The following is a 12,577-nucleotide window of genomic DNA, read 5'->3' as shown; positions in this document are numbered from 1 at the left end:
CTCCTATCTTTAGTGATTCAAAGCCTCTTGACCACCTGTAATTTCAGTAATTTCTGTCGTAATGGCTGCTTGCCGAGCCCGGTTATAGGTCAACTGTAACCTAGAAATTAAATCATCTGCATTTTCTGTAGCTGATTTCATTGCCATCGAGCTCGAAGAATGTTCGGAAGTCTTAGCATCCAAAATTGCTCCATAGACCAGACTCTCGGCATACTGTGGCAAGATTGACTGTAAAACTTCCGACTCAGTTGGTTCAACTTCGTACTCAGCCGACAAAACCTGTGCACGAACATTGGATCCAGCGCCATTAGCTCCTTGCATACTTTCCTCTACAGATTCACGATCCATGGGCAAGAGACGCTCTGTTACAAAATCGGCCCGAACTCGGTTTACAAAGTGCTCGTAACAAACATAGAGTTCGGTATAAACACCGTCATCATACATCTGAGTTACTGTCTTCACAATTTCCTTTACCTCGGTAAAGGTTGGAATGTCAGAAACGCCCCGATATTCATAAACAACGTTTTCGTTATTTTTCTTGTAAAAATCAGCACCAGTACTACCAACGGCCATTAATACGTAATTATCTTTGTTAGGTGTATGGGATTTAATGAAATTATTCGTTCCACGTAATACGTTACTGTTATAACTACCAACCATCCCACGATCAGAGGTAATTACCAAATAGCCGGTCTTAGTCGGTCCGGTTTGCGGTTGTTTTGGCTTTTGCTTGTCAAGCATGTGTGTTTCTGCAAGATGCATCACAACGGCTTTAATCTTCGCCACGTATTCATTGTACGTTTTGGTCTGTCCCTGAATCTGATTTAGCTTAACCGTCTGAACCATTTGCATTGCGTCAGTAATCTGGCGCGTACTCTTGGTCGATGCGATCCGATGCTTAATTTCATTCATTGAAGCGGCCATGTTTCATAACCTCCCTTCACTTATTGCTTTGCACTAGCAGGTGTCGAAGGTTTAAAAAGCTCCATAAATGATGAAACAGCTGCTTTCAGTGCATCTTCATCAGGTAACTTCCCAGTTGTTTTGATTTGCTGTAACAAATCAGCATGGGAATCATCAAAATTATGGAAAAGTTCGGTTTGAAAACGTAAAACGTCATCCACCGGTAATTTATCAAGATATCCATGGGTAAGGCAGTAAAGAATTAATACCTGTTTTTCTACCGGGATTGGATCATGCAATTTTTGCTTCAAAACCTCAACGGTGCGGGCTCCTCGATCAAGCTTACTGCGCGTAGCTTCATCAAGATCAGACCCAAATTGTGCAAAAGATTCGAGCTCATGATAAGAAGCCAAGTCAATTCGCAGGGTCCCCGCAACTTTTTTCATAGCTGGAATCTGAGCGTCACCACCAACTCGAGATACGGAAGTTCCCGCATCAATCGCTGGGCGGTCGCCAGAATAAAACATGTCTGAATTTAAGAAAATCTGACCATCAGTAATGGAAATCACATTGGTTGGAATGTAGGCTGATACATCTCCCGCCTGAGTTTCGACGATTGGGAGCGCTGTCATTGAGCCACCACCAAGTTTATCATTCAGCTTAGCTGCTCGTTCCAATAACCGCGAGTGGGTGTAAAAAATATCTCCTGGATAAGCTTCTCGACCAGGTGGCCGTCGTAAAATCAAGGAGAGTTCCCGATAAGCATTGGCCTGCTTCGTTAAATCATCAAAAACAATCAGGACATCGCGACCCTTATTCATAAAATACTCACCCATGGCCGCCCCGGCATAAGGAGCAACATAGAGCAGTGGTGCTGGCTCTGATGGTCCTGCCGTGATAACAATGGTGTAATCTAAGGCTCCAAAGCGCCGAAGAGTTTCAACCTGTTGCTTAATGGTTGAATCTTTTTGACCAATGGCTACATAGATACAAATCATATTTTGATCTTTTTGATTAAGGATCGTATCAACTGCAATCGAAGTTTTACCGGTCTTTCGATCCCCAATGATTAGTTCTCGTTGACCCCGACCAATCGGAACTAGCGCATCAATCGCTTTAATTCCGGTTTGTAGCGGTTGGTCAACTGATTTGCGTTCCATGATTCCAGGTGCTTTGTGTTCAATGGGAGCAGTTTTTTCTGTCGTGATCTGACCTTTCCCATCGATTGGCTGACCCAGAGAATTAACCACACGACCAACTAAATTTTCTCCGACGGGAACTTCCATGATGCGCCCAGTTCGCTTGACAGAATCACCCTCGCGAATCCCGGTATCATCACCAAGCACTACAATCCCAACGTTATTGCTTTCCAAGTTTTGAACCATTCCATAAACGCCGTTCTGGAACTCAAGAAGTTCTCCAGACAGCGCATTATCAAGACCATAAGCTCGAACAACACCATCACCAATGTAAGTAACAATCCCTGTTTCTGCAACCGTTAACTCATCTTGGTAACCGTCTAATTGTTTCTTAATTAGTGCGCTGATTTCTTCAGCTTTAATGCTCATAAAAGTTTCACCTCTTTAATATCTGGATCTCAAGACAGCAACAACTGTCGCATTTGTTGAATCTTTGTCCGCACGCTACCATCAAAGATTACTCCCGCCGAATGTACTACTAAGCCACCGATTAGGCTTGGATCGACATTGACATCTAGGTTAACGTGCTGCACCTGAAGCCGTTTTGAAAGCGCTTGTGCAATTTTAGCCTGTTGCAGAGCATCCAGTGGCACCGCCGTTGCTACCGTGGCCCGGACAATGCCGTGTTCGTCATTATAGCGATCATTAAATTGATCTACGACCGCAACCAAATCATCAATACGACCATAATCAAACAACATCTGCACCATTTTAGAAACAGATGGGGTATCAGCTGCTGTCAGCAGGGGGTTTAAAAGTGCTACTTTTTGTGAATGAGTTAAGCCAACACTCGTTAATGCTTGTACCAAGGTTGGATTAGCTGTAAAAACCGACTTTAATGCATTTAAATCGGCTTGCCCCGCTGAAATTTGATTGTTAGCACTCAAGGTTTCATATAATGCCTTAGAATAGCGTTTGGCAACGTCTAGTTTACTTAGACTCATGACTACCCAACCCTTCAATGTAAGAATCAATCAAAGCTTTTTGATCGGCAGCAGTAAGATTCTTTTGGATGATTTTGGAAGCAATCTCAATAGATAAGTCTGCGACATTATTTTTGGAATTAACCAATGCATCTTGTTGCTGTTGTTGAATGTCTTTTTGAGCATTAGCTTTCAGTGTTTGGGCATCCGCCTGCGCAGTACTAATAATTTCTGCACGTCGGTTATCACCAGACTGTTGCGCCTGAGCGATAATATCACTTGCCTCAGCCTGGGACTGCTGTAAGGCAGCCTGCCGCTTTTTTTCAAGCGCCGCCGCATTATTGCGAGCTGTCTCGGCTGAGTCAATGTCAGACGAAATCTTATCAGCTCGATTTTGCATCAGTTGCGTGATGGGCTTCCAAGCAACCAGTTTAACTATCCACATCAAGATGATAAAGAGCACTGCATAAAAAAGTGCATCACCGATGTTAAAAGTTGCTCCAACAATCAAATGTGTAAACATCTATTGACACCTCCTTTGTAATTAATTAAGGCGCCGCTATTACTTGTTGATTACTAGCATAGCAATAACGAAGGCCAAGATTGGCATAACTTCGATTAAGGCAACCCCAATAAACATGTTCGTTCGCAAGGTGTTACTAAGTTCAGGCTGACGGGCCATCCCTTCAAGCATTTTTGAAATTAAAATTCCATCACCAATCCCAGCACCAATTGCGGCACCAGCCATAGCAATTCCAGCAGCAATAGCTCCCATTGTTAGTCCTCCTTTTTATTCCTCAATCGATAATTTTTGAGAAACATAAACACATGATAACGTTACAAAAACATACGCTTGGATACAGCCAATAAAGACCGAGAATCCTTGCCAAGCCAACTCTAACGGTACTGAGACCGCAAAGGTCAAAATTCCACCAGAAAAGGCTAATTTAGCAATTAGTCCTGCCAACAGTTCACCGGCAAATATATTACCGTAAACCCGGATTCCCAACGTCAAGAAGTTGGTCAACTCTTCCATTAAGTTAACTGGTAACAAAAAAGAAATTGGCTGCATATATGTCGCAAAATGACCCTTGTACCCCAATTTTTTCACACTTGAATACTGGGCCAGTAGCAGTGACATTAGTGCAAATGACATCGCTACAATTGGATCTGCAGTTGGGCTCTTAACATAGACCACTCCACCGACCTCAATATGTAGGAATAATCCTAGCAAATTGGATATCAGGATAAAGTAGAATAAGGTAAAGGCCCACAAACCATAACTGCGCGTTGAACCACTTGGCAGGGTTGATTTAACAATTCCATTTGTAAAATCAACCATTGCCTCAAGTAAGTTCTGCTTGCCACTGGGTTTCATTTGTAAATGACGCGAACAAATAAACACCAACCCTAAAACAATCGCGGCTACAATCACACCGGAAATCATGTTCCCAACGTTAAAAGTCAGCCCTAAAAATTGAAAAGTACGAGTTGCCTCCACTATTTATCACCTCTTTTGCCAATTAGCTAGTAACTGAGCAGCACGCAAATTCACATGCTACTAGTCAATTATTTTAGATTCGACTTGAAAAAGACAAACCTAAAATTCAATGAGAATGATACCACCAAATCGCAGAAAACACAAAGCAATTATTTTGCAAAATCAGTGACTTGAGTGCATTTATAAAAAGGCAGAATCACAAGATTCTACCTTAGAAAATTATTTTGTTCCAAACAGGCGATCACCTGCATCGCCTAATCCCGGAACAATGTATCCATTGTCAAGTTTTTGATCAAGTGCTGCTGCGTAAATATCAACATCCGGATGCGCCGCCTCTAGGGCTTGGACTCCTTCTGGAGCTGCTACTAAGCACACAAATTTAATGTTTTGGGCACCGCGCTTTTTCAGAGCATCAATTGCCATAATGGCCGAACCTCCTGTGGCTAGCATCGGGTCAACAACCAATACCTCCCGTTCTTCAATATCTGAAGGGAGCTTTACAAAATATTCATGAGGTTCAAACGTCTTCTCATCACGATACATCCCAATATGACCAACCCGGGCACTTGGAATCAAGTCTAAAATGCCATCAACCATTCCAATTCCAGCCCGCAAAATTGGAATAACTGCCACCTTTTTCCCAGCTAATTTTTGGGTTCGGGCTTTTCCCATGGGGGTCTCCACCTCAACATCCTTCAATGGCATATCTCTTGTAACCTCAAAGGCCATTAAGTTAGCAATTTCGTTTACGACCTCGCGAAATTCGTTGGTTCCGGTATTTTTATCTCGAATAATGCTTAGTTTATGTTGGATCAACGGATGATCCATTACGTGAAACTTAATCAACCAAACCACTCCCCTTTCTTTCTAAACTGCTAGTAATTGTATCACAGGTTGCATACCGATTATCTCGTAATCGGATGGGCAGCACATAGCTGGTGTACTGACCGCTTGATTTCAGCTAAACCAGCTTGATCAGTTGGGTGTTCAACCGCTTGAATAATCAAGCGAGCAACCAAGCGGGTATCAGCTGTGTTAAATCCACGTGATGTAATGGCTGGGGTTCCCAAGCGTACCCCACTAGTAACAAACGGACTACGTTGCTCATTTGGCAATGCCTCTTTGTTAGTAGTGATATTAATTGAATCTAAGAGCGTCTGTGCCTCTTTTCCATTAAGAGTTGTCTTCGTTAAATCAATGGTCAGCAGGTGATTATCCGTCCCTCCAGAAACGACTCGAACTTCTTGCGATTTAGCAAATTCATCGGCCATTGCCTGAGCATTTTCGATCACTTGCTTTGTATAAGCCGTAAAATCAGGTTGCAGTGCCTCATAAAAAGCTGCTGCTTTCCCCGCAATGACATGTTCCAAAGGACCACCTTGCGTGCGAGGAAAGACCGCTGAATTGATTTTTGCTCCGAACTTAGCCATTGACAAAATCATTCCACCCCGTGGACCACGCAACGTCTTATGGGTTGTAGTGGTCACCACGTCTGCAATCCCAATGGGACTTGGATGTTGTCCAGTGGCAACTAAGCCAGCAATGTGGGCCATGTCAACCATTAGGTAGGCCCCCACGTCATCGGCAAGCTTGCGAAAAGCTGACCAGTCAATTGTCCGACTATAGGCAGATGCCCCTGCTACAATCATTTTGGGATGCACTTTTTTAGCCTGAGCTGCAATGGCTTCATAATCCAACCGTTCCGTTTGCGGATTCAATCCGTAGGCATAGGACTGATAGATCTGACCTGAAAAACTAACTTTCGCACCATGCGTCAGATGTCCCCCAGCATTAAGATCCATCCCCAAGATCACATCACCCGGTTTTAAAAATGCCGCATAAGCAGCTTCATTTGCTTGAGAGCCCGAGTGCGGTTGGACGTTAACGTATTCAGCTCCAAACAACTCCTTGGCACGCTCAATTGCCAAATTTTCCACGACGTCAATATTTTGACAGCCTCCATAGTAACGTTTGCCTGGATACCCCTCAGCGTATTTATTGGTTAAGACGGAACCTTGAGCGGCACGAACCGCATTCGAAACAATGTTTTCTGACGCAATTAGTTCGATCGTATCTTCTTGTCGGTGCTTTTCTGCTGTGATGGCATCCCATAATTCGGGATCATCGATTTGATAATCATATGCCATAGTCCTAACCTCATTTCATAAACTCTAGCAATTGTAGTTACAATAATTATAATGAAATAAAATGTTTCTGACCAGCCGCTTTTTCTAAGCGATTCATATAAGCATCACCCAGTCCCGTCCGAGGAAAGGCGGTTACTAAGATGTGTTTAATCTCTGGCTGCAAATCAAATTGGCGCAATCCCGCAAATAAACGCTGACTCGCTGTATTAATATCAGTCCCCAGAGAAATAACGTGGGCATTCTTCGGCCATTTTCGCATGTTAATTTGTTGTTCAGTCGCAAGAACCCCCACTGGGTCGGATTGGGTTGCTATCCAAGCAGTGGCTGGAGTCCACTGTTGATCGTCATCGACGATCTGAACTGCCGCTGCAGGTGAATAGTGCGTATATTTCATTCCTGGTGCTTTCGGAATCTCCGTTTTGCCAACCAGTGGCTGTTGCTCTAAGACTTCGCCAAGAAGCGGCAGTAAGTCAGCACGTGTAACCGCTCCTGGTCGTAAGATCGTTGGCGTCTTTGCTGACATATCCAAAACCGTCGATTCAACTCCAACTTCCGTGGGTCCTGCATCGAGAATTCCAGCAATTTTACCGTGCAAATCATGATAGACATGTGCCGCTGTCGTTGGGCTTGGTTTTCCCGAAGTGTTAGCTGATGGACCTACCAGGGGAACGCCGGCAGCCTTAATCAATGCATTGGTCAGGGGCTGTCGGGGATTACGAAAAGCAGCCGTAGATAGTCCTCCAGTTACAACTTCCGCAAGCGCTTGCGGTTTTAATTTCAAAATAATTGTCAAGGGCCCAGGCCAAAATTGATCCATTAATTTTTTAACCGTTGGCGTAAGCGTTGCGGCATACTGAGTCACTGTTTCAACGTCAGCTACGTGCACAATCAACGGATTATCGCTCGGACGCCCTTTGGCTTGGTATACTTTTTTGACGGCAGCCGTATTAGTGGCATCCGCCCCCAAGCCATAAACAGTTTCGGTCGGAAACGCCACCAACTCACCTGCTCGTAGTTGAGCTGCGGCAGCTGATAATTCTTGTGCGGTATAAATCTTTGTCTCCATTTTTAGACCTGCTCCTATCTCAGCTTCATTTTAATCATCCGATCATGACCTGCCAAATCTTGCTGCAACCCTATTTGCGCCGTTGGATTAGCCTGCTGCAATAACCTTTGGACAGCGACCCCTTGCCGATAACCAATTTCTAAATAGAGGGTTCCAGGTCTTGTCAAGTAAGTGGCAATCTCATTAGCAATGCGCTGGTAAAAGGCCAATCCGTGATGAGAAGCAAACAACGCCTGGCTGGGCTCGTAGTCTAACACCTGTTGGTCCATTACCGTGCGCTCACAATTAGCAATGTAGGGCGGATTGCTGATAACAACTTCAAACCGTTGACCTTGCAAGGTTTGAAACAAATCACTTTCTTGCCAAGTCACATCCAATCCTAGGGCAGTGGCATTTTGACGGGCCACCTGCAAAGCTGCTTTTGAAATATCACTGCCCAGCACCTGCCAATTCGGCCGTTCATGTTTGCAAGCCAAAGCAATTGCTCCACTCCCCGTTCCCAAATCGAGCAGTCGAAGACGACTAGTCCCATAATCATGCAACAACCAATCAACTAACTCTTCTGTCTCAGGACGAGGAATTAAAACCGCCGGGTTCACTTGCAATTCCAGCCCATAAAAAGGCGCCTGCCCTAAAATGTACTGGACTGGTTGTCCTTGACAAGCCTGGCGCACGACCTGTTCAAAATGATCCCGCTGGGTTGCTGACAACTGGGTCCGATAATTAGCCACTAAGGTGGTTAAATTCCAGCCCAAAAGTCCCTGAAGCAGTTCTTTAGCAGCGGTTGGTTGCTGTCCACTCTGTTGTAAGGAGGCTGTAGCCCATTTCAACGCCGAAAAAACAGTTACCGGAAAATCAAGCTTCGGGATTGTCATTTAAATGTTCCAATTTATCGGCTTGATCAGAAACAATCAATGCATCGATAATTTCGTCCAAATCGCCATCTAAAATCTTATCGAGTTTATTGAGGGTCAAACCAATTCGATGATCAGTGACCCGATTTTGTGGAAAATTATAAGTTCGAATTCGCTCGGAGCGATCTCCCGTTCCCACAGCCGACTTCCGCTGGGCATTATACTGGTCTTCCTCTTTTTGTTTGTAATAATCGTAGACTCGTGCTTTTAAGACCTTCATAGCTTTGGCCCGGTTCTGTTGTTGAGAACGTTCATCCTGCATCGCTACAACAATTCCAGTTGGCAGGTGGGTCATTCGAACAGCTGAAGAGGTCTTATTGATATGTTGTCCACCGGCTCCTGAAGAACGATAGACATCCGTACGGATATCTGCTGGATCAAGTTGAATGTCAACATCCTCTTCTTCAGGCATCACACCCACGGTTGCCGTTGAAGTATGAACCCGCCCAGCTGATTCGGTTTCTGGAACCCGTTGCACTCGGTGTGCTCCGTTTTCATACTTCAACTTGGAATACACTTTTGAACCAGTAATCATCAATACGATCTCTTTAAATCCACCAACTTCAGTATCGGCTTCATCAATAATTTCAACTTGCCAATGCTGCTTTTCGGCATATTTAACGTACATATTATATAAATCAGCAGCAAACAAGCTAGCTTCGTCGCCACCAGCAGCCCCATGAATCTCCATGATGATATTTTTCTCATCGTTTGGATCAGTTGGAATTAACAATAATTTCAACTGATTTTCCAAGTCGGTCTTGGCTGTTTCCAATTCAGCAAGCTCACTTTTTACCATGGTACTCATCTCGTCATCCAGCTTTTCTTGCAAAAGCTCCTGATCTGACGCTAATTCATTCGTCACTTGCTGATAGCGGTTGTAAGTCTCAACCGTTTCTCGCAAACTTCCTTCTTCTTTGGACAGTTTCATAAAACGTTCCGTATCAGCGATCACTTCAGGATCACTAATTAATTCATTTAATTCGTCATAGCGATCAGAGACGGACTGTAATTTGTCGTAAATTTGTTTAGTCTGATCATCAGCCATACTATTCTCCTTTGGGGGTATTTATTGTGAGGGGTGGAGCCTGGTAATGTTTGCGACAAACTGGGTAGTATGCTTCGTTACCTCCAACCTGGACCTGTTCCCCAACGTAAACCGGACGATTGTCATGGACTCGTAGGTTCATAATTGCCTTATTCTCGCAAAACCAACAGATGGTCTTCATCTCTTCTAGTTTATCTGCATACAACAATAATGCCCGCGAACCAGAAAATAACTGATTTTGAAAATCATTTTTCAATCCAAAAGCCATGACGGGGATGTCCAGCTGATCAACGATGCGCGCCAAAGCTTTGACCTGGCTTTCAGTTAAAAATTGGGCTTCATCAACCAAAACACAACTTAAATGTGAACCACGTTGGTGGTGCTGCTCTTGAGCATTAGCAATAATCTCATAGGCATCTGCTGTTGGTGCTAAGGAATAGGCTCGACGTTTGGGACCAATTCGTGATTCAATCATCCCTGCGGTCGATCTAGTGTCAAGCGCACTGGTCATTAAAAAAACCAGTTTCCCTTGTTCTTCGTAATTGTGTGCCACTTTGATAATTTCAAACGACTTGCCACTATTCATCGCACCATAGCGGAAAAAAAGTTGTGCCAAAATATCACCTTTTTCTATGTTCATTCCTGTTTTATTATAGCTAATTTGCCCAGTTCGTGCAGTGATTATTTTTTACTAGTTCTACAAATGCTTTTTTAGGCGTAAGTCGGGTTTTATGCTAAAATCTTACATAATTGAACTCTACTAATCCTAGCAAAGGAAGTGAAACACCCATGTCGCTTAAAAGTAACCTAGCAACAATGGCAGGAAAATCTTCATATTGGTTTCTGCATAATTTTATGGGGGGTGGAAGCTCCTTACCCGGTAAAATCACAACCAAAATTGACCCAGATGTTTTGCATGAACTAGGCAAAAACTATGACGTCATCATTGTCAGTGGAACAAACGGAAAGACGTTAACGACCGCTTTGATTGTCCAAGTCCTCCAAGAAAAATATGATAAGGTTTTGACCAATAAAACTGGTTCAAATATGGTACAAGGAATTGTCTCTACTTTTCTAGAAAGCAGCCGGCCTACTGCTGGTAAAAAGGGAATTGCGGTTCTTGAAGTTGACGAGGCCAATGTCAAGCCAATTGTCGAGCAATTACGCCCGAAAATGTTTGTCCTAACCAACATCTTCAGAGATCAACTTGATCGCTACGGCGAGATCTACACTACTTACCAAAAAATCATCGACGGTATCAAACTGGCTCCTGATGCATTGGTAGTTGCTAACGGTGATGAGGCCATCTTTAACTCCAAAGATTTACCTAATCCACAAGTTTACTATGGAATTAAGCACCAAGCGGCTACAGACGACCGGAAAGCTGCTCCAAATACTGATGGAGTCCTATGTCCCGTTTGTCAGCACATTATCCATTTTCATTACATCACCTATGCCAACTTGGGAGATTACTTCTGTCCGCACTGTGGTTTCAAACGACCGGACCTTAAATTTAGCGTGAATGAAATCAGTGCAAAAACTCCAACTAACTCGCGATTTATGATTGATGGCCATGCTTATCAAATTGAAATTGGTGGAACTTACAATATCTATAATGCCTTAGCTGCTTATGCAGTTGGTCGCGAAGTCGGAATTAATCCCACTCAGATTAAACATGCTTTTGAGACTAACCAACGAATCTTTGGTCGTCAGGAAGAAATTAATGTTGCTGGCAAAGAAGTCACTATCATTTTGGTTAAAAATCCGGTTGGAACTAATCAGGTCATCGACCTCCTCGCAACCGAATCGGAACCCTTTTCATTTATTGGCCTCTTAAATGCCAACTACGCTGACGGTATCGATACCAGTTGGATCTGGGACGGCGAGTTCGAACGGCTCCCTAATATGAACATCAAACAGTTTGAAACCGGTGGCAAACGTTATCGAGACATTACTTTACGGTTGCAAGTTGCTGGAGTGCCAGCTGAACAACATCGCATTCAACCGGACTTAGAAAAAGTAGTAGCAGATATTCCTAATATGCCTACTAAAAAAGTTTATATCTTAGCTACCTACACCGCCATGATGCAGGTCCGCGCAATCCTCACTAAAAAAGGTTATATCAAAGGAGTGAAAAAATAATGTCATTCTCAATTCGGGTTGCCCATTTATATGGTGATCTAATGAACACTTATGGAGATATTGGTAATATCCTAGTTTTGCAATTTTATGCTAAACAAATCGGAGTCACCGTTACTTCAAAAGTAGTTAGCCTCGAGGAAGATTTTCAGGCAGATGCATATGACTTTGCGGTTTTTGGTGGTGGACAAGATTTTGAACAAAGTATTGTTGCTAAAGATTTACAAACCAAAAAAAAGGAACTAATTAAATTTATTGAACAAAACAAACCCCTCGTAGCGGTATGTGGTGGCTACCAAATGCTAGGAAAGTACTACGTTGATGCCGAAGGACGTAAGCTTCCAGGAATCAGTGCTATGAATCACTATACCGAACAGCAACATGAACATCGGTTTATCGGTGATATTCTCATTAAAAATGCTGCCACGGGTCAAGAATATCATGGTTTTGAAAATCACCAAGGAGTTACTTATTTGGGTAAAAATGAGCACCCATTAGGAAAGGTTCTTAAGGGCTATGGAAATAATGGAACCGACGGAACCGAAGGAGCTGTCTACAAAAACACTACTGGCACTTATTTTCACGGTCCCATTATGGCTCGCAATGGTAACTTTGCTGTCCATATGATGTTTCAAGCGTTAGAAACCAAATATCCTGATACAGACTTTACGGAAATGAAAAACCAGGTTCAAATTTCTGGATATTAATAAAAAAACTTCCTGTTAGCTAACAGGAAG

The 12,577-nt window shown here is 43.3% G+C and carries 14 protein-coding genes; 2 read left to right on the top strand and 12 right to left on the bottom strand.

Annotated features, from left to right (window positions below; translation table 11 throughout):
• Window positions 1–9 precede the first annotated feature (9 nt).
• The 12 genes from B808_RS05960 to B808_RS05905 form a co-directional block, all read right to left on the bottom strand.
• A complete protein-coding gene (locus B808_RS05960) occupies window positions 10–924 on the bottom strand; it encodes a F0F1 ATP synthase subunit gamma (RefSeq protein ID WP_009166519.1) in 915 nt (304 codons plus the stop codon).
• Between the two features lie 20 nt (window positions 925–944).
• On the bottom strand, window positions 945–2,471 hold the full coding sequence (gene atpA / locus B808_RS05955) for a F0F1 ATP synthase subunit alpha (protein WP_009166518.1): 1,527 nt from the start codon (window positions 2,469–2,471) through the stop codon (window positions 945–947).
• A 29-nt stretch (window positions 2,472–2,500) separates the two neighbouring features.
• Complete coding sequence (gene atpH, locus B808_RS05950) at window positions 2,501–3,046, bottom strand: ATP synthase F1 subunit delta (RefSeq protein ID WP_009166517.1); 546 nt, start codon at window positions 3,044–3,046, stop codon at window positions 2,501–2,503.
• Entirely contained in the window at window positions 3,033–3,548 is a 516-nt protein-coding gene (gene atpF, locus B808_RS05945) for a F0F1 ATP synthase subunit B (RefSeq protein ID WP_009166516.1), read from the bottom strand. Before atpF ends, atpH begins: the two co-directional genes overlap by 14 nt.
• Window positions 3,549–3,587: 39 nt before the next feature.
• Entirely contained in the window at window positions 3,588–3,800 is a 213-nt protein-coding gene (gene atpE / locus B808_RS05940; RefSeq protein WP_009166515.1) for a F0F1 ATP synthase subunit C, read from the bottom strand.
• A gap of 15 nt (window positions 3,801–3,815) precedes the next feature.
• Window positions 3,816–4,526, bottom strand: coding sequence for a F0F1 ATP synthase subunit A (atpB, locus tag B808_RS05935; RefSeq protein ID WP_009166514.1), 711 nt, complete (start codon window positions 4,524–4,526; stop codon window positions 3,816–3,818).
• Between the two features lie 219 nt (window positions 4,527–4,745).
• Window positions 4,746–5,372, bottom strand: a complete 627-nt coding sequence (upp, locus tag B808_RS05930; RefSeq protein WP_009166513.1) for a uracil phosphoribosyltransferase — start codon at window positions 5,370–5,372, stop codon at window positions 4,746–4,748.
• Window positions 5,373–5,431: 59 nt separating this feature from the next.
• A complete protein-coding gene (glyA, locus tag B808_RS05925) occupies window positions 5,432–6,673 on the bottom strand; it encodes a serine hydroxymethyltransferase (RefSeq protein ID WP_009166512.1) in 1,242 nt (413 codons plus the stop codon).
• Window positions 6,674–6,719: 46 nt separating this feature from the next.
• On the bottom strand, window positions 6,720–7,739 hold the full coding sequence (locus tag B808_RS05920; protein ID WP_009166511.1) for an L-threonylcarbamoyladenylate synthase: 1,020 nt from the start codon (window positions 7,737–7,739) through the stop codon (window positions 6,720–6,722).
• A gap of 14 nt (window positions 7,740–7,753) precedes the next feature.
• Window positions 7,754–8,614, bottom strand: coding sequence for a peptide chain release factor N(5)-glutamine methyltransferase (gene prmC / locus B808_RS05915; RefSeq protein WP_009166510.1), 861 nt, complete (start codon window positions 8,612–8,614; stop codon window positions 7,754–7,756).
• Window positions 8,595–9,701, bottom strand: a complete 1,107-nt coding sequence (prfA, locus tag B808_RS05910) for a peptide chain release factor 1 (RefSeq protein WP_009166509.1) — start codon at window positions 9,699–9,701, stop codon at window positions 8,595–8,597. The genes prmC and prfA overlap by 20 nt, the downstream gene beginning before the upstream one ends.
• 1 nt (window position 9,702) lies before the next feature.
• On the bottom strand, window positions 9,703–10,317 hold the full coding sequence (locus B808_RS05905) for a thymidine kinase (protein ID WP_035422500.1): 615 nt from the start codon (window positions 10,315–10,317) through the stop codon (window positions 9,703–9,705).
• A 173-nt stretch (window positions 10,318–10,490) separates the two neighbouring features.
• Between B808_RS05905 and B808_RS05900 the strand changes: the two genes are divergently transcribed.
• Both B808_RS05900 and B808_RS05895 read left to right on the top strand, forming a co-directional pair.
• Window positions 10,491–11,843 (top strand): Mur ligase family protein, encoded by a 1,353-nt coding sequence (locus tag B808_RS05900; RefSeq protein ID WP_035422498.1) that lies wholly within the window; start codon window positions 10,491–10,493, stop codon window positions 11,841–11,843.
• On the top strand, window positions 11,843–12,547 hold the full coding sequence (locus B808_RS05895) for a type 1 glutamine amidotransferase (protein WP_035422497.1): 705 nt from the start codon (window positions 11,843–11,845) through the stop codon (window positions 12,545–12,547). The genes B808_RS05900 and B808_RS05895 overlap by 1 nt, the downstream gene beginning before the upstream one ends.
• Window positions 12,548–12,577 lie beyond the last annotated feature (30 nt).

The sequence above is a fragment of the Fructilactobacillus florum 8D genome, from assembly GCF_000512295.1.
In the GTDB taxonomy this organism is placed as follows: Bacteria; Bacillota; Bacilli; order Lactobacillales; family Lactobacillaceae; genus Fructilactobacillus; species Fructilactobacillus florum.
Note: the sequence above shows the minus strand (reverse complement) of the source record. Positions and strands in the feature narration are given on the sequence as shown.

Excerpts from the sequence above, each read along its gene's own strand:
- B808_RS05960 (WP_009166519.1), bottom strand. The coding sequence starts at position 924 with ATGGCCGCTTCAATGAATGAAATTAAGCATCGGATCGCATCGACCAAG.
- atpA (WP_009166518.1), bottom strand. The coding sequence starts at position 2,471 with ATGAGCATTAAAGCTGAAGAAATCAGCGCACTAATTAAGAAACAATTA.
- atpH (WP_009166517.1), bottom strand. The coding sequence starts at position 3,046 with ATGAGTCTAAGTAAACTAGACGTTGCCAAACGCTATTCTAAGGCATTA.
- atpF (WP_009166516.1), bottom strand. The coding sequence starts at position 3,548 with ATGTTTACACATTTGATTGTTGGAGCAACTTTTAACATCGGTGATGCA.
- atpE (WP_009166515.1), bottom strand. The coding sequence starts at position 3,800 with ATGGGAGCTATTGCTGCTGGAATTGCTATGGCTGGTGCCGCAATTGGT.
- glyA (WP_009166512.1), bottom strand. The coding sequence starts at position 6,673 with ATGGCATATGATTATCAAATCGATGATCCCGAATTATGGGATGCCATC.
- B808_RS05920 (WP_009166511.1), bottom strand. The coding sequence starts at position 7,739 with ATGGAGACAAAGATTTATACCGCACAAGAATTATCAGCTGCCGCAGCT.
- prmC (WP_009166510.1), bottom strand. The coding sequence starts at position 8,614 with ATGACAATCCCGAAGCTTGATTTTCCGGTAACTGTTTTTTCGGCGTTG.
- prfA (WP_009166509.1), bottom strand. The coding sequence starts at position 9,701 with ATGGCTGATGATCAGACTAAACAAATTTACGACAAATTACAGTCCGTC.
- B808_RS05900 (WP_035422498.1), top strand. The coding sequence starts at position 10,491 with ATGTCGCTTAAAAGTAACCTAGCAACAATGGCAGGAAAATCTTCATAT.
- B808_RS05895 (WP_035422497.1), top strand. The coding sequence starts at position 11,843 with ATGTCATTCTCAATTCGGGTTGCCCATTTATATGGTGATCTAATGAAC.